General features: G+C 45.4%; 11 protein-coding genes. 5 read left to right on the top strand and 6 right to left on the bottom strand.

All coding sequences use genetic code 11. The features are described 5' to 3' along the window. Nucleotides 1-1,286 precede the first annotated feature (1,286 nt). A complete protein-coding gene (locus NST62_RS02300; protein WP_141601747.1) occupies nt 1,287-2,354 on the bottom strand; it encodes an MraY family glycosyltransferase in 1,068 nt (355 codons plus the stop codon). A gap of 311 nt (nt 2,355-2,665) precedes the next feature. Between NST62_RS02300 and secA2 the strand changes: the two genes are divergently transcribed. The 3 genes from secA2 to NST62_RS02285 all read left to right on the top strand — a co-directional run bounded on the left by secA2 (nt 2,666) and on the right by NST62_RS02285 (nt 9,090). Then, nucleotides 2,666-5,038 carry an accessory Sec system translocase SecA2 gene (secA2, locus tag NST62_RS02295; protein WP_342463102.1) on the top strand — a complete coding sequence of 791 codons (2,373 nt, stop codon included), beginning with the start codon at nt 2,666-2,668 and terminating at the stop codon, nt 5,036-5,038. 293 nt (nt 5,039-5,331) lie between these two features. Further along, nucleotides 5,332-6,669 carry a branched-chain amino acid transport system II carrier protein gene (brnQ, locus tag NST62_RS02290; RefSeq protein ID WP_328215487.1) on the top strand — a complete coding sequence of 446 codons (1,338 nt, stop codon included), beginning with the start codon at nt 5,332-5,334 and terminating at the stop codon, nt 6,667-6,669. A 984-nt stretch (nt 6,670-7,653) separates the two neighbouring features. Further along, nucleotides 7,654-9,090: a S41 family peptidase gene (locus NST62_RS02285; RefSeq protein ID WP_181733186.1), complete on the top strand. Its 1,437-nt coding sequence runs from the start codon at nt 7,654-7,656 to the stop codon at nt 9,088-9,090. A 159-nt stretch (nt 9,091-9,249) separates the two neighbouring features. Here the strand turns inward: NST62_RS02285 and NST62_RS02280 are convergent, their stop codons facing one another. From NST62_RS02280 to NST62_RS02265, 4 genes are all read right to left on the bottom strand, one after another. Further along, a complete protein-coding gene (locus NST62_RS02280) occupies nt 9,250-9,828 on the bottom strand; it encodes a TetR/AcrR family transcriptional regulator (RefSeq protein ID WP_141601751.1) in 579 nt (192 codons plus the stop codon). A 531-nt stretch (nt 9,829-10,359) separates the two neighbouring features. After that, nucleotides 10,360-11,895 carry a lipid II flippase MurJ gene (locus NST62_RS02275; protein WP_141601752.1) on the bottom strand — a complete coding sequence of 512 codons (1,536 nt, stop codon included), beginning with the start codon at nt 11,893-11,895 and terminating at the stop codon, nt 10,360-10,362. Next, nucleotides 11,888-12,991, bottom strand: coding sequence for a glycosyltransferase (locus tag NST62_RS02270; protein WP_141601753.1), 1,104 nt, complete (start codon nt 12,989-12,991; stop codon nt 11,888-11,890). Before NST62_RS02270 ends, NST62_RS02275 begins: the two co-directional genes overlap by 8 nt. Further along, a complete protein-coding gene (locus tag NST62_RS02265) occupies nt 12,969-14,135 on the bottom strand; it encodes a polysaccharide pyruvyl transferase family protein (RefSeq protein ID WP_342463101.1) in 1,167 nt (388 codons plus the stop codon). The genes NST62_RS02270 and NST62_RS02265 overlap by 23 nt, the downstream gene beginning before the upstream one ends. A gap of 311 nt (nt 14,136-14,446) precedes the next feature. Here NST62_RS02265 and NST62_RS02260 point away from each other — a divergent pair, with 311 nt between their 5' ends. Both NST62_RS02260 and NST62_RS02255 read left to right on the top strand, forming a co-directional pair. Next, nucleotides 14,447-16,357, top strand: coding sequence for an S-layer homology domain-containing protein (locus tag NST62_RS02260; RefSeq protein ID WP_141601755.1), 1,911 nt, complete (start codon nt 14,447-14,449; stop codon nt 16,355-16,357). A gap of 326 nt (nt 16,358-16,683) precedes the next feature. Next, nucleotides 16,684-18,150 (top strand): O-antigen ligase family protein, encoded by a 1,467-nt coding sequence (locus tag NST62_RS02255; RefSeq protein WP_342463100.1) that lies wholly within the window; start codon nt 16,684-16,686, stop codon nt 18,148-18,150. Nucleotides 18,151-18,187: 37 nt separating this feature from the next. Here NST62_RS02255 and NST62_RS02250 read toward each other — a convergent pair whose 3' ends face one another. Further along, nucleotides 18,188-19,630, bottom strand: a complete 1,443-nt coding sequence (locus NST62_RS02250; protein WP_328215475.1) for an N-acetylmuramoyl-L-alanine amidase — start codon at nt 19,628-19,630, stop codon at nt 18,188-18,190. Nucleotides 19,631-20,083 lie beyond the last annotated feature (453 nt).

Genomic DNA, 20,083 nt, shown 5'->3' with positions numbered 1-20,083 from the left:
ATCGGTCAGGAACATTGATGATGGATCGTCAACATTTTTCGGGAACAATACACTCTCAAGAAATTTGAGAGTGTATTTTTTTATGGAAAGGGTAGCAGTTATTACAATTTCAAGTTTGAACGTGTTTTTGGAAAATTAACCTCGGAAAATTATGGATGATTTTTGGAGGATAATTACTTGTGCAGAACTTGGACAAATGAGCCGGCTTCTTGGGGTTGGGAGCTCAGTTTGCGCACCCGGGCAGGTTTCTCGGACACTTAGGAATTTCAACCTGCGGATTAGTAGTGTTTACCTGGGCTGATTAGAAAATGAACTTGAACCGATGGAATCCAGCTTGGGCACTTAGGAGGACAACTTGTGCAAAAAATGTTCTTTCTTGGGCGGATAAAGGCTCCTCTTGGGCAAATATCGTACCTTCTTGGGTGGATAAAGGTTCTGCTTGGGCATATATTGTACCTTCTTGGGCGGACAAAGGTTCTGCTTGGGCATATATTGTACCTTCTTGGGCGGATAAAGGTTCTGCTCTTGGGCATATATTGTACCTTCTTGGGCGGATAAAGGTTCTGCTTGGGCATATATTGTACCTTCTTGGGCGGATAAAGGTTCTGCTTGGGCACTTAAGACTTAAACTAGGGCGCTTGCACTCCCCTCTTGGGCGCTTACTGCCTCAACTCGGGCGCTTAGCTCACAACCTTGGGCGCTTACTGCTTCAACTCGGGTTCTTAACACACAACCTTGGGCCCTTACTATCTCAACTCGGGCGCTTCACACACAACCTTAGTCACTTACTATCCCAACTCGGGCGCTTCACACACAACCTTGGGCACTTACTATCCCATCTCGGGCGCTTAGCTGCCAATCTTGGGCATTTAATCCAACAACTCGGGCGCTTAGCTGCCAATCTTGGGCATTTAATACAACAGCTCGGGCACTTACCTTCCAATCTGAGCATTAATCTCCAACCTTGGGCGCTTAAGACCCGATCCCGCGCACTTGCATTCCACTTCTCCCCTAATCTCTCGCGCTTAAAATCCTTCCGAATCGTGAACTCATAACCCCTTCCCGCAAAACAAAAACCGCCGCTTCAAAAGAAGCAGCGGTAATTCACAATTCATTCATATAAAATTCAAAATGCCATACGCACAAACCATCCACATTCTGCATATAACAAACATATGTAGCGCAATTATCTCCTCCGCCCTTGCAACCGCGAAGGAAATTCCCGCAAACAAAGCTCTGTCCCGTCATAGCGCTTTATACAAACAAACGGCTTTAATCGATCCGCCCTATCGGCTTACCAGCATCTTCACCAGATTAAGCAACGGACGGTAGTTTTTGCCCGCCAGTCCGATCACTTCGACAAACAGCTCGAGGGCGATCAAAATCACCGTAATCAATAAAATGGCTCCCCAGAGTTTCGCCATGGAGAAGATGATGGCTGCAACGCCGAACATCGCGGCAATTCCATAAATGATCAATACCGTTTGGCGATGGGAGAATCCCATTTTCATTAAACAGTGATGCAAATGGGATTTGTCCGGGTCGGACCATTTTTGCTTATTGCGCACGCGGCGCACAATCGCAAAGAATGTATCGGAAATAGGCACTCCCAATAAAATAACCGGAATGATGAACGATACCAACGTCAAGTTTTTGAAACCTAACAACGAAAGCACCGCAATCATAAACCCTAAAAACAAGGCGCCTGTATCGCCCATGAAAATTTTTGCGGGATGAAAGTTAAAGAATAAAAATCCAATCGTACTGCATGCTAATATTGCGGCAACGGCCAAAACGAACGTATTCCCCATGATGAAGGCCATCGTTGCAAGGGTGATCAACGCAATCGTCGACACGCCCGCCGCCAATCCGTCAAGACCGTCAATCAAGTTTACCGCATTCGTAATTCCGACAATCCAAAGCAATGTAAATGGCACACTCAAAAATCCGAACGTCATTATGCCATTGTCAAAAGGCAAGTTGATGAAATCAATTTGCACGCCGCCCACAAAAATCACGATCAAAGCGGCAATAATTTGGCCAAGCATCTTTTTCTTGGCACTGATTTGATATTTGTCGTCCAAAATGCCGGTGATCACGATCACCAAGGCGCCCAACACGATGGACAAAGGCATCAGGGCACTTTCATATGAAGGTCTTTCAGGTCTGAGGATTGCTAGTCCTATCAAAAATGAAATAAATATTGCTAAACCACCTAAACGTGGCATTATTTTCTGATGCACTTTCCGGTAATTTGGCGCGTCCACTGCACCTATTTTGAAAGCCAGGCGCCGGACAAGCGGAGTCAGTACGATGGACGCAATCAGCGCCGCTGCCAAAGACACGTAAACCATGTCTATCCTCCTTAAAAATTTTGCATACGTCTGTACCATCCAAACCCAAAAAATTCTGCATACATCTAAACCCATGTTATTATAGCACGAATCAATTGGAAAACATAGTCTTTGCTATCAAATGTAATGAAAAATACATTAATTCCGCATCGAAAATAAAACTTCGCTTTTCGCGGAAAATTACCGTTTTTCGGGCAATTGTCTTCAAATTTATTTTCCCCGTTATCGAAGTAGTCATACCTTTTAAAGTTTGATAGAATTACATAGATATCCATAACTTTCATGAGACTGTCCAGAGGAGCGTCAAATCTATGTTCTCCATCTTCAAACACAAAGAAAAAACGGGCAAACGCGAATTAAGGCAATATTATCAAATCGTGGAAAAAATCAATCAACTTGAAAATAAATACTCATCCATGCCGGATGATGAACTTCGAAAGATGACGGGCCGCTTTAAAGAACTTCTGGCAAATGGCGCGCCGCTGTCAAGCATCATCCCTGACGCCTTCGCGGTCGTAAGGGAAGCTTCACGGCGGGTAATCGGCATGCGCCATTACGATGTGCAATTAATCGGCGGCCTCGTGCTGGCGGAAGGAAACATTGCCGAAATGGCGACCGGCGAAGGGAAAACCCTGGTCGCTTCCCTTCCGTCCTATGTCAGGGCCTTGGAAGGAAAAGGCGTGCACGTCATTACGGTTAACGACTACCTGGCAAAACGGGACTTCGAATTAATCGGGCAAATTCACCAATTTTTAGGATTAACCGTCGGATTGAATTTGCCTTCCATGGATACCGGGCAGAAGAAAAAAGCTTATCAGGCGGATATTACATACGGCATCGGCACCGAATTCGGTTTTGACTACCTGCGCGACAACATGGTTTACCAATTGGAAGATAAAGTGCAACGCCCTTATCACTTCGCCATCATTGACGAAGTGGATTCCGTACTGATCGACGAAGCGAAAACGCCGCTCATCATAGCCGGCAAAACACCTCCCCGGGAAGAACTGATCCGGACGGCTGCGGCGCTTGTCAAAACCTTTCAAAAGGACAAAGATTACGAATATGATCCGGAAACAAAGGCGGCCTCTTTGACCGAGCAAGGAATCGACAAAACGGAAGCGGCATTCGGCATCGATAATTTATACGACGTGGAAAATCAAGTCTTGTTCCACTATGTCATCCAGGCGGTCCGCGCCAAAGTCATGTTTCAACGGGACGTCGACTACATTGTGAAAGATGGGCAAATCAAGCTCATCGATATGTTTACGGGCCGCATCCTGGAAGGACGGGCCTTGTCTGACGGATTGCACCAGGCCATCGAAGCGAAAGAAGGGATGCCGCTCACCGACGAAAACAAAGTACAGGCCCATATCACCATCCAAAACTATTTCCGCATGTACCCCATCCTTTCCGGAATGACCGGCACCGCGAAAACACAGGAAAAGGAATTCCTGGAAGTGTACAACATGCGCGTTGTCCAAATCCCGACCAACCGACCGGTCATCCGGATCGACCATCCGGACATCGTTTTCGAAACGCGGGAGGCAAAATACGAATATGTCGCCCAGGAAGCGAAAAGATGCCAAACAAAGGGGCAGCCCGTCCTGATCGGCACAACTTCCATTCTGCAATCCGAAGAATTGGCAAAATATCTTGATAAACACCACATCGGCTATCAATTGCTGAACGCCAAAAACGCCGAGCAGGAAGCGGAACTGATTGCCCGGGCCGGCCAAAAAGGGCAAGTTACGGTTGCCACCAATATGGCCGGCCGGGGGACGGACATCAAGCTGGGCGAAGGTGTGGCGGAATTGGGCGGACTGTACGTCATCGGCACCGAAAAACATGAAAGCCGCCGGATCGATCTTCAACTTCGGGGCCGTTCCGGACGCCAAGGCGACCCCGGGGAATCCCGGTTCATTCTCTCGCTCGAGGACGAGATGCTGCAGCGCTTTGCGGCAGAAGACGTGGAAAAATTTATGAAAAAAATGGTGACCGACGAGAAACGGCAAATTCTGAACAAAGAGGTGCGGGAACTGGTCGGCCGCACCCAACAAATCGTCGAAGGCCTGCAATTCACCATCCGCCAATATAACCTGCAGCTGGACAACGTCATCAATGAGCATCGAAACCTCATCTATGCTCTAAGGGATCGGGTGCTGCAAAAAGAATCCCTTGTCGGCGCATTGCTCAAAATGCTTTCTGATACAATCGAATTCGCGGTGCGCGAACATTGCGCCGATGAAATGGACCGCGCTGAATGGAGATTTGACGAAATCGAACACACCTTAAACGCTTTCTTCCTGGAAAACATCGCGCTTGATCGCTCAGCGTCAAAAACAAAACAAATTTTTGACCAGGTGGAATCCGGACGTTTACAATTGCAAAACTGGATCCAATCCTTTGAACGGGATGAAGAATTCCTGAACATCTCCCAGCCCGTCATCCTGAGATTGATCGATGACATGTGGACCAATCACCTGACCCAAATGACATATCTGAAGGAAGGAATCGGGCTGCGCAGCTACCAGGGAGAAGATCCGATGCAAGTCTATCAGCAAGAAGGAATTAAATTATTCGCAAAAAATTTACAAAGGCTTCGGCGTCAAATTTTGGAAGAATCGGTATCGTTGATGAAAACCCTCCGAAATGAAGGACAAAAGGCAAATCCTGTCCAATAAACGGAAACTCCGCACAGAAACCATTCTTGATCTGTGCGGAGTTTTATTTTGGCGAATGGACAAGCGTCCGGTATAAATTGTTTTCATCCGGAGAAAATACCACTGCCGGAGCGCAAAATTTCCGGGAACTATAAAACCTTCCAATTGGTGATGACGTTCCTATTTATAAATCTAAAAAAATTATTTGTTTTTTGCGACAATATATGATAGAATTCGACAATGTTGGCGTTCGAATTATTAATTTTTTTTGAAATTTTTCTCTATTTTAAAAACACTGAAGGAGAACAGTCATCATGAAAAATTTGGGAAGTTTTGTGAAGGACAATATAGCGGTCGGGTTTATGTTGTTCGCTCTGTTTTTAGGAGCCGGTAATATAATTTTTCCTCCCCTGTTAGGACAACAGGCGGGTGAACACATTGTTCCCGCCATGCTCGGATTCCTGATTACGGGTGTGGGCCTGCCGCTTACCGGCATTGTTGCAGTGGCGAAAAACGGCGGGGACTTCCAGCAAATCGCAAGCCGCATTCACCCGTTGTTCGGAGTAATTTTTACATCCATCGTGTATTTATCCATCGGACCGCTATTTGCGATTCCCCGTACAGGAGCGGTTACATATGAAATCGGGATTGCCCCATTCTTGTCGAAAGAAGCGGTGGAAAGCTGGGTTCCTTTATTTATCAGTTCTTTTGTCTTTTTTGCCATCAGCTTATATTTGGCATTAAATCCAACAAAACTGGTGGACCGCATCGGGAAAATATTGACACCTGCATTGCTGATTGTCATCGTACTGCTCGCGGTAAAAAGCATCATTACACCGATGGGTTCCGTTCAGGAAGCACAAGGGGATTACATTTCAAATGCCTTTTCTAGAGGATTCGTGGAAGGCTACTTGACAATGGACATGCTCGCTTCCCTGGTGTTCGGCATCGTCGTGTTGCAGTCCATCCAGGCAAAAGGCATCATGAATCGCGCAAAACAAGTGACCATCACGATTTTCGCGGGAATTGTCGCGGCGCTCGGACTTGCTTTCGTCTACATTTCTCTATCCTGGATCGGCGCCTCCAGCCCGGCGGCAATCGGGTATTTTGAAGAGGGCGGAAGCGTCATCTCGGCCGCGGCTAATGCATTGTACGGCAGCGCGGGCAGCATCATCCTGTCGCTCATTATCATTCTTGCCTGCATCACGACTTCCGTAGGTTTGATTACGGCAAACGCTACGTATTTCGCGAAATTATTCCCGAAACTTTCTTATAAAATGTTGGTCGCGGTTTTTACGGTATTCTCTTTCATCATTTCCAATTTCGGATTGGCGAAATTAATCAGCATCACATTGCCGGTTTTATTAATCATTTATCCCATTGCCATCGTCCTGATGTTTATGATCATGTTCGATAAAGCGTGGAACCGGGAACCGATTGTTTATGTCTTCCCATTAATCGCCACCGCTTTCGTCAGCCTGTACGATGGATTGAAACAGGCGGGATTGGAAATCGGCTGGTATCAAAAGATAGTAAGCTCCCTTCCGCTTGCGGAACAGAGCCTGGGTTGGGTCATCCCCGCCCTTGCCGCACTGGCGATCGGATGGATCATTCAATTGCTGATAAAACCGGCGAAAAAAACTGCCGATTAAAATGAATGGGCTCAACGGAAAAGTTTTCTTTTCCGTTGAGCCCTTTTTGTGCAAACAGGAACAAGGACAGATAGATTCCCTCTTGGGCACTTACACTTTCCTCTTGGGCGTATAGGATTCCTCCTTGGGTACTTCCATTCTCCTTTTGGGCAGTTGGGGTTCCAACTTGGGCAAATATGCCTCTCTCTTGGGCAGATACGGTTCCAACTTGGGCGCTTGCTGTTTTCCCTTGGGCGGTTAGGGGCCAATCTTGGGCTCCTATGCCTTTCTCTTGGGCAGATACGGTTCCAACTTGGGCGCTTGCTGTTTTCCCTTGGGCGGTTAGGAGCCAATCTTGGGCTCCTATGCCAAGCTCTTGGGCAGATACGGTTCCAACTCGGGCGCTTGTAGTTTTCCCTTGGGCGGTTAGAGGCCAATCTTGGGCTCCTACGCCAAGCTCTTGGGCGGATACGATCCCAACTTAGGCAATTAGGATTTTCCCTTGGCCAGATAGGCTCCGCTCTTGGGCATTTGAGCCGGCTTCTTGGGCACTGAAGATTCCTCTTTGGCTTTCCCGCTTTCTGTTTTCGAACCAACCCCTTGGGCAAATAATGTCCCCCATATCGTCTTCCCGCGCTATTTCCGGCAGATGGCGGACTTCTCCGCAATGAACCGAATTTTCCGGGAAAATAAAGGATTGATTATTTTATCGGGGGACGGTTTTTTTCGTTTTAATCCGGCTGACTTGTACATATGTTGTACAAAGATGAAAATCTTCTTAGGCATTTCTGTACATATTCTTCCATTCCCTTCCTTTTCTCCGTTGACGACGTTGAAAGCACTTTGCAGATCCGCTCGCTGTTGTGAAGGGCAAATCCTGTTTCCCCACAGACATTCCCCTTCACCTTTCGGAACATAAAACCGGCAATTTCATAAAAACAATCAATGCTACTATCTTCCCATCTTGCCAATAATTATCCATTTCAGAAAGAAGAGGTGTATCTGATGAAAAAAGCGCTTCCTTTCGTTTCCCTGCTATTATTTTTATTATTCATTCCGCATCGAGCAGAGGCTGCCGCCATTTTGCAGGAAATTAAAGACATCATCAAAACCGAATATATCGGAGAAATCAGAGGAAATCCCGATCAGGCAGCGAGCATCGAGGAAGTCATGAACATGCTGGATCCGTATTCCAACTATTACAGCGCCGAAACGTTTAATTACTACTTTAACCTTCTGGACATGAAGCAAATCGGGATTGGGGTCGTCATCGAGCAGCATGATCAAGGCTTATTGGTTACCAACGTATTTGAACACGGAAGCGCCTTTGAACAGGGGCTGGAAGCGGGGGACATCATCACCAAAGTGGATTCGGTCCCGCTCAGAGGAAAATCCCTTGAAGAGGGACATGCATTATTGTTGGGCGATGAAAATACCATGGTCACTCTCGAAATTTTGAAAGCCAATGGTACAACCCTTGTCAAAACGTTGACCCGCAAACCGTTTTATTTGCCGAACGCGACAGGCCGCCTCCTTTACGGCAATATCGGTTACATACAGCTTCAGTCCTTTTCAGCGGATGCGGCTGATCTGATCAGAAAACAATATGAAAAATTGAAAAGGCTGGGGGCTTCCTCCTTCATTCTGGATCTGCAAAATAACGGGGGCGGCTACGTCCAATCCGCGGAAGAAGTGATCGCTTTATTCCGGGATGCAAAACACGCCTATCGGGTAAAATACAGCGAAGCCAATACGGAATACTATTTGCACTACGGCCCCGAAAAATCCAAATACCAGCTCCATCCCGACGGTACGCTTCTTGTAAACTTGCCCGACACGGTGCAGCCGATATTCGACCGATCCACCAAAATCCTTGTCAACCGGTATAGCGCGAGCGCCTCCGAAATGACAGCCGCCGCCGCAAAAGACTATGACGCGGCAGTAATCTATGGAGAAAACACCTTCGGAAAAAGCACAATGCAGGGGTTCTACCCATTATCCGATGGCAGCTATTTAAAATTGACGATCGGCGAATTCTTCGGACCAAAAGGGACAATGATCCGCGCTTCGGGGGTCACGCCGGATATCCAAACCGGTTCCAATCCAATCTATCAGGCCCATTACGATGCCATCGCCGAACAGCTCGTCGCCTACAGGGAAATGCGGGCTTTAACGGGCGTTCCGACGAACAATACCTTTAAAATCACGTTGAACCGCCCGCCCGGAACACTCAATGAAAATGACGTCGAATTGGTGGCGTTGGGAGGCAAAAAAGTGGACGTCGCCTTGTCGAAGAACGGCAACCAATTGTTCGTCACGCCAAAGCGTCCATTAAATCCGGGAAGCGAGTACATGCTGATCATCCATCCGACATTGAAGGACCGACAAAACCGTCCATTGGAAAAGGGGGCCTATATGCGCGTCACGGTGAAAAATCAATAATAAAAAATAGAGTCATATTTATTTCTTCTGAACATTTTAGAAGAAAATAAATAATGACTCTTTTTATTTAGAAAAATCCATGCAAGTTCTTCCCGTACTTTTTTCACCGGACCGATATATTAATCTTTTCACCATATGAATAGTATTAACTTGCTAAAATCATGATTTGCAGACGGCGGTTTTGGGGAAATACACGTTGATGATTTCGGAAGCCAGCTGCTCAGGCTCTTTTTCTTTTGTAAACAATAACATCAATGTGACACGTTCAATGGCGCCGACAAGGCTGTGGGCAAAAATGCGGGGATCATGCTCCGAAAATTCGATCCGCTCCGCCAACAATTCTTCGAGCACTTTTGAAAACTTGGCTTTCAATTCTTCCGATTCTTCCGCCTGATAAAAACCGATTTTCGTCAAATAGGGGTTGCTTGCAAAGTATTGAAAAAGGACGGTTAAATGTCTATGTAAAAGATCAATCAAATTGCCGCCTTTCGCTTCCTCTTTCAAACGGTCGAGATTTTCCAAAAAGCTGTTTTTAAATTGCAAGATTAAATCCCGATAAAGCGATTCTTTATTCTCAAAATACAGATAAAATGTAGGTTGTGTTAAATTCGCAGCCTTCACGATGTCGCTGATTTTCGTCTTATGGTATCCATATTTTGAAAATAATTCAGTGGCGATATCCAACAGCAGCTTCTTGCTTTTTTCGCCGCTGGAATTGACTCTTCTACCTCTAGGCAATATGCTTCCCTCCATTCCTTAGTCATCCTGTCAAAGTATTTTCATTATATAGTAAAAATTGTTTGAACTAAAGGAGATTATCATAATAATACAAATTTCTCTCAAAAAAGTAGGCTGAACTGTATAAAATAGATTTTTTTACAGTAAATAATTCGGAAAAAAGGAAAAAGAAGTTATTAGGTGAAAAGTTTTACACATACGGAATAATTTCTTGTTGCTCATTGCATAAATTTAATATTTTTGATTTATATATTAGTCGCCCGTCAATTTGATTTTTTTCATTTACTACTCTGGGCTCTTTTTTTATATCGGCATTGCCGGCCAATCCTCCATTATTCCAATAGTATTTTTTTGATATATTTTTATTTTTACAGAAAAATATTACAATATCTATTAATTTAATAGGGGTATTATTGAATCAAATTGACAGAGCCCATTTCCGATAAAAAAAATCACCCAATTAGGTCCAATTGGGTGATTTTTTCTTTCCGCTTATTTCTTTTTGGAGAGGGAGACGATTATCGTACTATATTACTTATTTCCAACTACTTTTGTTTTTATCCGTTTAAAATATTCTTCCGCCTCTTTTATTCCGAACAATAAGTACAGGCCGATCGTACTTGCGCCGAAGACGGCGGCGCCAGCGCCAAATGTGATCCACTTGTATCCGAAAACCAGATATTGATTCGCCAAATAAGTAATGACCCCGATCAGGATGATGGAAATGAAAAGCTTGGCCGAATCCAGCAATTTTTGGCCTTTGCCGACTTTCAACCCGTATTTGAAATGGGCGTAAACCATCAATAACAACGTGTTGCAGCCGGAGCTGATCAAAGTTCCCCAGGCAATGGAGGAAACTCCGGCGGAATCGGCAAGCAAGTACATAACGGCAATATTGATAATAAAAACATTGATAATGCTGAAAATGACCGGCGCGTAAGAATCCCCTTTCGCATAATAAAAGCGGGTGATGTAGGAATTGGCCGCAAGGAAAAACATCGACAAAACGAAGATTTTCAATACCGGCGCGGTCAATTTTGTGCCTTCTGCCGTAAAGTTTCCATACTCAAAGATCACCTGGATAATGTTTTCCGCATAAAAAAACGAAAAGAGGGAAACGGGCACCATCAGCATCAGCAAGTAGCGCAATCCCCTGCTGTATAAGCTTGTTATGGATTCGACATCATTTTCCGCTTCTTTCCTGCTCAAAATCGGATAAATGACCGTCGACACCGCCGTAATTAAAATGGTCTGCGGAAATTGGGTCAATCTCGATGCATAGTTTACGACGGAAATCGCGCTTTCCCCGAATCCCAAATACTGCGCGAAAATCCGCTGCAACACCGCATAGATTTGAACCGTTCCGCCGCCAATCATGATTGGCAGCACCATGATCCATAAATCCTTCGTGGCCGCATTCCGCTTAAAAGAAAGGCCGACGGGATGCGAACCCAGCTTGCGGTAGCCGTCGACAAGGAAATAGATCATGATGGCGGCGCTGGCCATCGCGCTGATTCCGTAAGCAATCGGTCCGAAGACAAACGAAAGGGCGACCGCAATCGCCAAAAACGCGATATTGTAGATTAAAATCGAAACGCTGGATAAATGAAACTTATTATGGATGTTTAATAAGCTGCTGTAGTAGGATGCGAGAATCAAGAAAATCGATGAAGGCATCATCCAATAAAACAAATGTTTCGTCAATTGAATCGCTGACGGGTTAACATTTTCATCGTTCTCAAATAACTTGTTCACAATCGGATCGGTGAATAAAAGCATGATTGCCGTCATCAGCATGGCGGTTGACAAAACAATGGTAAACGACTGTTTTACAAACTCCGCTTTATCGGTCGTTCTTCTGCTATAAATCGAAATGACCGCCGTCGCAAACGCGCCGCCGACGACCAAATATAAAAAGTTCGGCACCATATAGGCCATGAAGATGCTGTCTGCCGCATACGAAAATCCGTACTGGTAGCCGACGACCATTTCCCGCAAAAATCCGAAAATCCGGGCGGCGATATTGATGATCGCCACCGCTCCGACGACTTTTAAAAATTTATTCATCAGACCGCCCCCCGTCCGCCGCGGATTCATACAGCCTGATCACGCGTTTTGTAATTTCCTCCGCATCGTGAAGGTGCAGCACCTTTTCGCGGGCTTCCTGATTCATATATTGTTCTTTTGGGGTCGTCAGCGCTTTCATCATTTCTCCCGCCAGAGCGTTCGGATTTTTCGGTTCCACCAAATGGCCGGCTCCGTCCCGCAACAAATACGTCAACCCGCCCACATCGGATGCGATGACGGGCTTGCCGGCCGCGATGGCTTCCAGCGCAACCAGCCCGAATCCTTCCAAATGGGAAGGCAATACGAACACATCGCATGCCTGATACCATTTCACCAATTCGCTTTGCTCCATAGGTCCGCGCATGATCACATCTTCGTCCACCAACGGTTTCAGACTGTCGACGAAATTCACATCCCGCTGGGAACCGATAATGACAAGCTTCACGTCCTGATCGGACTGCTTTTTCACTTGCTGGAACGCAAGGAGCAGCTCTTCCACCCCTTTTTGCCGGATGACATTTCCGACAAACAAATAAATAAAGGCATGTTCATCAAGCTGCAGTTCCCGTCTTGCCCGCATCTTGTCCCCGGGTCTGAATCGCTTGCAATCGACCCCCATGCTGCAAACCAGAATCCGCTCCCGCGGAATGCGGTATTCCTTTTCAATTTGTTCGGCAAGCACCGGACCGACCGCAATGACATGGCTGCTCTCCTGCAAAATTTTCTCCGTCCAATTGCGGATGATGTTGTTTTTCTTCGCCATCCGCTCGATATCGCCCCCATGGGCCGTCACTACATATGGAATATGGAACATTTTCTTCATGAGCAATGAAAAAACGCCCGATGGGAATACGTAGTGCGCATGGGAAACGGAAATGGATTTCCGGTATTTCCATGCTTTTTTCAAGACTTCGTTGGCCCATTTGCCGTATTTCAAAATGGTATTTTTCTTGCCCGTCCTTGGATCGGCATTCGCTGCCACAATTACGTCGATATTTTTGCTGCGCAGTGCTTCCACTTGATTTTTGACAAAAATTCCGAATGATGGATGTTCCTTTGAAGGATACATGTTGCTAATCACGAATACTTTTTCCATTTTCCTCCACTGCCTTCATCAACAATTCTCTTCCTTTGTTTGTTGCTTCTTCACAAACCTTTTGAGCGATGCTTTTTGTATCATGAACAATGTCTTTCCAATTTTTCCGAAGGTGGCTGAAAGTGCGGGCCAATGCCATTTCATCCTCCTGGATATCCCCAATCGTAAGGCACCGGTCTTCAACGCCGATCAGTTTCATAAAATTGGCCACTTTCGGGTGATACGCGATGCCGACGATTGGCGTCGCCGAGCATGTGGCGACAATCAGCGAATGCAGCCGGGTTCCGATGATCGTGTCAAACCGGCTTTCAAATTCCAGTAATTTCTGAGGTTGCAAGTTTTCATCGATAATCTTCGTCCGCTTCCGGTGCCTCATTTTCTCTTGGATATCTTTTGTCACGCAGACATCTTGGGGATATTTCGTGGCAAAAAAGGTGATGTTGACATCTTCCTTTTCAATCAGCCGATCCAAATTCCTTGCCATCCCCGATACGTATTCTTCGTATTTATCGACGTCCCCGTAGGGCCAATAGTTCTTGTTGTACATCGGAACACAGGATACGGCGACTTCCTTTGGCGACTCATTATATTCTTCCCTCGGTTGACATAAAGCCAAAGCCGGATCGCCAATCACATGGATTTCCTTCTTGACCCCTATGTCGTTCAACAGCTTCTTGGATTCCGGATCCCTTACCGATACATTGGAAGCATGCCTGCACATGCGCCGGATCAAAAACCGTCCGATGACCGTATTGATGGGGCCGGCACCGCAACCATAAATAATAAACGGCACCTTTGAAAGCTTGGCCATCATGGCATAGCTGCCGTACAGATGGGCTTCGCGCCGGTAGAAGTCCATGAGGATGCCGCCGCCGCCGATGATGAGCAAATCCAGCCGGGCAACACGTTTTTTATTCTTTTGAAATGTATGATAGAAGGTTCTATAGATATTGTTGGATTTATAGTATAACGGATAGCTATGAACCCCATATCTCGCGCTCGTTTGTCCGGGATTGTTGCTGAATACTGAGATGTCCTCACGGGAAATATTGAACGTCCGCTCCAGCTGCAGGATGATGCTGAAGAGGATTGCCTCGTCCCCGTTATTATCATTCCCGTAATTCCCCACGATTCCGATCTTCATGTATCTACATCCTTTAATCTTTAATTATGACCAATCAATTATATCATATAAAAACTCTCCTCCATATAAAAGGCAAGGACCAAGTTTTTAACAATAAATGGGCCTTTTTTCAGCTCTTCCTCCCCCGGATCCTCCCAAAGAAAACCCTTGCGAGGAATCGAAAATGCTACAATTTTCGCCGCTTTTTTCACAATATTTCTATTTCATTCAAATCAAATCGCCTCTTAAGAATCTATTTCATTTAAATTCAATAACCCCTTAATAAATTAGTAAAATTTTGATAGTATTGAAGTTATGAAAGGAGGGAATCCATGAAAAGATTTTTAGGATTGGCTGCCTGTTTTTTCCTGGTGTTCTCGTTCTGCTTTACCCACAAGGCGGAAGCGGCAGACGATGTGACCGGCAACTATCATGAGCGGGGGCTGCGCTATCTGATCATGAAAGGGGCCCTGACTCCCGACTCCAAGGGAAACTACAACCCAAGCGCGAAAGTTACGCGCGGCCAATTTGCGGCTTTTCTATCAAAAGCGATCGGTTTGCCGAATGCATCCAAAAAAACCAATTTCAAAGATGTGCCGACAAATAACAAATATTATCAGGACATTCAAAACGCCGCCGCCGCGGGAATCATTACAGGGTATCCGGACGGCACATTCAAACCGAACGACCCGATTTTGCGCCAACATATGGCCGTCATGATTTACCGCACATTGAACCATTTAAAAGTTCCGACAAACACAACTGCCCCATTGAATTTCAAGGATAAGAACCAAATTTACAAAGACTACCAAACAGCGGTGGCAGTCGGTGTGCAAAAAGGAATCATCAAAGGTTCGACAATGCCGGATGGCGTCTATTTCTATCCGCTGAACCACACGACTGTGGCCCAGGCGGCAACATTCGTCATCAGGCTGATGGAATCCATCGGAGACCAGGAAGCCATCAATTTCGGAATTTATGAGCTCAAGCAGATCCTCCAAAACGGAACACTTGGTGCAACCAAAAAAACCTCTTATACATATGAAGATGTATTGAAAAGTGTTTCGTCAAACAAAGACGTGATTGTCAAAGACGGCGACATCATCTATATGGCGCCCGGCACCGGTTTTGCGGTAACCAAAGCCTACGCGGTGCTGGAATCCACGATGGTTAACGACAACATCAGCGTAGCCGCGGGTTCGGAAATGCAATTTATTAAAGCGGAAGGAAAACGCATCAAAGTAAACTTCGGCGGCCATGAAGGATATGTGGACCAAAACAGCGTGCGGTTGGTTCCTTTTGATTTGGCAAAGGGCCGAAATTATTATGAAAGAACAGGCGAAGGAGAAATCAAGCACGTCTTGGTGGACCAGCTGACGGGAAATGCGAAAGGAAGCTATATTTTCGGAAAAGCGCCGAGCCAAATGAAAGCCGGCAAGAAATATTACAGCTGGGACGGCATCAACTTCTTCTCCGGTTCCGAAAAGTTTACTTACTATAACTACTATCAATTCCTCCCTGTTCATACAAAAACGCAATATACGGCCCAGCAGCTTGAAAATTACATCCAGTATATCCTAAAAGAACGGGAAAAACAGGGCGGCCGCTACAAAGACGCGACAAAGAAAAGCAAACTGATTGGCCTCGGAAGCAAACTGAAGGCCATCGAAGCGGAATACGGTGTCAATGCGATGATGATTCTGGCGCTCGCGATGCATGAAAGCGATTTCGGCATGAGCGATTATGCGCAAAACTATAACAACCTCTTCGGCTTATATGTCTATGACACCAATCCGTTGAAAATGAAATTTGCGTCACCTGAAGCCAGCATCCGTGAATTGATGGATCAATTCTGGTGGAAAAAATATATCCCGGCCAACGCATCATTCGGTTACGGTACCGTGTATGGGACAAAAACCATCGGCTTCAATGTGAAATACGCATCCGACCCTTATTGGGGCTCAAAGGCTGCCGGCCATTATTACCGCGCGGACAAATCCATGGGATTCAAAGATGCAAACAAAGCATATAAAGTCGGCCTCACGACGACATCCGGCTTGAATGTCCGCACAGGGCCCGGCACAAGCTATACGGCCATTTACAAATATAACCGCTCCAATATACCGGTATTGATTACAAATGAAAATGTGAATGGCTGGTACGAAATCGTTCCCGACAGCAAAGATTACAAAAAAGCTTACGTGTCAAAAGATTACGTGAAAATTTTGAATACAACCAAATAAAAGAAAAAACAGTTGCCAGAAAAGAATTTCTTCTGGCAGCTGTTTTTTTGTCGAATTATTGGTATAATGCACGGTGGGTGGTTGGACGGAAAGTTCAGGCATTACAACGGATTGTGCTGACGGAATCTTGAACCGGATTTGCAAACAATTGGATTGTATGGAATGAAGAAGAGCTGAAAAAATAAAGATAATGTCCGAAAAGAATAATGAATCTTCTTATACAGCAACTTAACATTATCGTAATGGAAAATTAAAAAGCACATGTTATAATAGGTGTCTGATAGAAAATTGATAGAATGAAATACTATGTCGAAAGGAATTTATTTATGCAGCGAACAAAGGATACGGTATTTTCAAAAGAATATCTTCCATTGTTAATACTCGTATTATTCACTTTTCTGTCCCTTGCTTTGCCTTCCAAAATCGCGTTGGTCCTAACGGCTGCCGTATTCGCGGTCTATGCCTTTCTCAAACCTTTTGATAGCATTGTATATTTGGCCGTATACGTGGCAATCAGGCCTTTCCTGACAGAAATCAATCCCGGCCTCAAGTTGATCGGCGATATCATCACGGTTGTGCTCCTCGTCAAACTGATCATCGCCAGCAAGTTTGATCTCAAAGGATTATTGAAATTCAAGTTTTTCGAATGGGCCTTTTTCGTCTTTTTGCTGCTCGGATCCATCGTGGGATACATAAATGGTGTAAGTCTTGGGGCAATCATTTTCCAAATCCGCACTTTCATCATTATGTATTTGATCTATTATTTCTTATCCCGTACAAAACTTCCGGAAAACTGGCCCGTCAAACTTGCATGGACGGGGGTCGGGCTTGGCTGGCTGCTGTCCTTGCACGGATTAGTGGAAAAATTATCAATCCGTCAATTATTGCTTCCAACCACATGGAAATACATGCCGCTTTCCGAGGAAAATTTCGCGCGGATCTACAGTCTGCCCGGCAATCCCAACTCTTTGGCATTAATATTAATGTTCTGCATTATAGGTATATTCTATTTAAAGCATGTTTATGATACAGCCAATACGAAACAATATAAAATTTTCCTCAATATCAGTTACGTGTTATTCTTCGGAATATTCTTCCTGACATATTCCCGCGGAACATTGATTTCTGCCACAATTCTCGCGATCGTGTACATCATCATGACGAAAAACTATCGGCTTATCAAGCAATTGGTGCTTGGCGCAATTGCCGGACTAATATTGGTATTCTATCCGGTCAACAGCGGGGTTATGTTGGTGAAAAACTTGGGCGTGGAAGCTCCGGATGCCAGTGTCGTAGACTTATCCGAACGTTTCGGCCAATTGTTCCAGGAAAAAAACGTCAACCGAATGCAATCCACAGGACGGATTTTCTATATCAAAAAAGGTTTTGAAATTTTCTCCGATTATCCGATCACCGGTTCAGGTTTTGGAACATTCGGCGGAGCCGCCACTATATCTTACGGTTCTCCGATTTATGAAAAATACGGCATCGATTTATCCATTTATTATAAAAACAAAATCTATTCGGATAACCAATACATCCAGATCATCGCAGAAACCGGAATATTGGGGGTCATCGCATTCTCCCTCTATCTTCTCGGAATGCTCGCCTTATTCTGGAAGCGGAGAGATACGAAATTCGGCGCATTCATGGCGGCCCTTTGGCTGTCTACTTGCGCATCGGGAGCCTACTATAACATTTGGGAATTGAAAATCTATACATTGATCTTCTTCATCATCTTGGCACTGTTCGCCTTGGAAAACAAATTCTATAAGCAATATGAACTGCGGTAAAAAACCCTGCATCGGATTGTCCGATGCAGGGTTTTCATTATTTGCTGTAGTAATTCACGATTCCTTGGTAAATCGCGTTCCCAAAAATCTGCTGATAATTGCTGTCGATCAATTTGGAAAGGTCCTCGCCATTGGAGATGAACCCCAACTCCACCAATACGGACGGGAACACGGAATGGCGGATGACATAAAAGTCCGCCCGTTTCACACCGCGATTCACCATTTTGGCCTGTTTCACAATCTCGTTGTTGATGCTCGTTGCCAGCGCATAATCTTCCAATTCATTGTCATTCGCGGTAATACTGTAATAGGTTTCCGTTCCTTTGGCGCTGGAACTTGTCGAAGAATTCGCATGAATGCTCACGAAAACCTCCGCATAATGCTCGTGGGCGAAATCCACCCTGTCCTGCAATGAGGGATATGTATCTCCCGTGCGGGTCATATACACAGTCGCCCCATCTTTCTCCAGTTTTTGTTTGACCACATTCGCGACCGCAAGAGCAATTTGTTTTTCCTGGTAGCTTCCTTTCGTTGCGCCCGGATCGGTTCCTCCATGGCCGGGATCAAGAACGATAATCCGGTTCTTTACTTTAGATCCGCTTTGGTTCAGCAGTTTCAAATATGATTTATGGGTATAGCCGACGGATCCTTTGTAGTTGATTTTCGCCCACCAGCCATTTATGGAAATGACATATACCTGATCTCCCCGGTTCAATTTGCCGATTGTAGGCGCCGAGCCGCTCGCGGCGCTCCGGACATGCAGATTGTTCACTGTGGCCCGTCCGATTGTATCCGTCTTTTCGGGAACGCATGCATTCTGATTGACCGGTTTTACATCCAAACGGAACTGGCTGTTCATGGTCCGCGCCACTAACAGGGCGAATTGGGTTCTTGTCAAATGGCTGTCCGGATTGAACTTTCCGTTGCTGCCTTGGGCAATCCCGTTGTAATAGAGGGCATTAATGTATTTAAAATATGGATGATCCGCCGGTATATCGCAAAACGGCGAAGGGTGGGACGCATATTGCTCAATATCCAATTTGAACGCTTTGGCAATGACTTTGCTCATTTCCCCGCGGGTAAGATTGGTGTACGGTTTAAAGCGGTTATCCGTTATATTGTCAAAAAGGCCGAGGCTTGCCGCCCTTTCCACATAACCGGACAACTCCGGATCCTTTGCGGGATCGACATCCACAAACGAAGAACGGGACACTTTCAGGGGCTCATACCCCGCTCCGATGACGACCATTTTGGCAGCCTGTCCGCGCGTCACGGGATCAGCCAATCTGAAAATGCGCCGTCCATTTTCCGTATACCCTTTGATCACTCCCATGCTTTCTAAATAATTGATGTATTCATAAGCTTCATGGGTGGGCGGCACATCATCGAATACTTGGCCTGCAAGCGCTTTCGACGGAAACCCGCAAAAGGACGCCAAAAGCAAAAGCCCCAGTATAATGATCCATTTTTTCAAAAACATTTTCTTTTTATATCTCCCTTCCAATCGATTTCATATTCGGCCATTTCCATAAATAACATTTTTTTTGCGGCAATTGAAGGCTTTTTCCGATTTGTAACCCTCCCATCATCGAAACTTAATCTTGTTGTAAAGCAAATGCCAAATGTTAGGAAAACTCATTCCCGATTCATTTTTTTATCGGATGATGTTTACGATTGTGATGCGGAAAAATTTTCTTCAAAAATAAAACATTGCCTGAGGGGCATCCAACCGAAGATTCCCCCAGGCAATGCAAAAGTGGAATCGAATGATGAGGCGCATGGTTTCCGCGCAGATTCCGAGATTGGTTGAGTGAAGTGATTTAGATTGGTTTTTGTGGTTTTTGCTCATGCCATTCATAAAGCAAAGGATGGAAAAGTAATGGCAGCAGCTCCTTATATGATGCCGACCGGATGAGAAATTCCGCCAATGTTT

Source organism: Ureibacillus sp. FSL K6-8385 (assembly GCF_038593155.1).
Classification (GTDB): Bacteria; Bacillota; Bacilli; order Bacillales_A; family Planococcaceae; genus Ureibacillus; species Ureibacillus terrenus.
The sequence above is the reverse complement of the archived record's forward strand: the minus strand, read 5'-3'. Positions and strand labels throughout refer to the sequence as shown.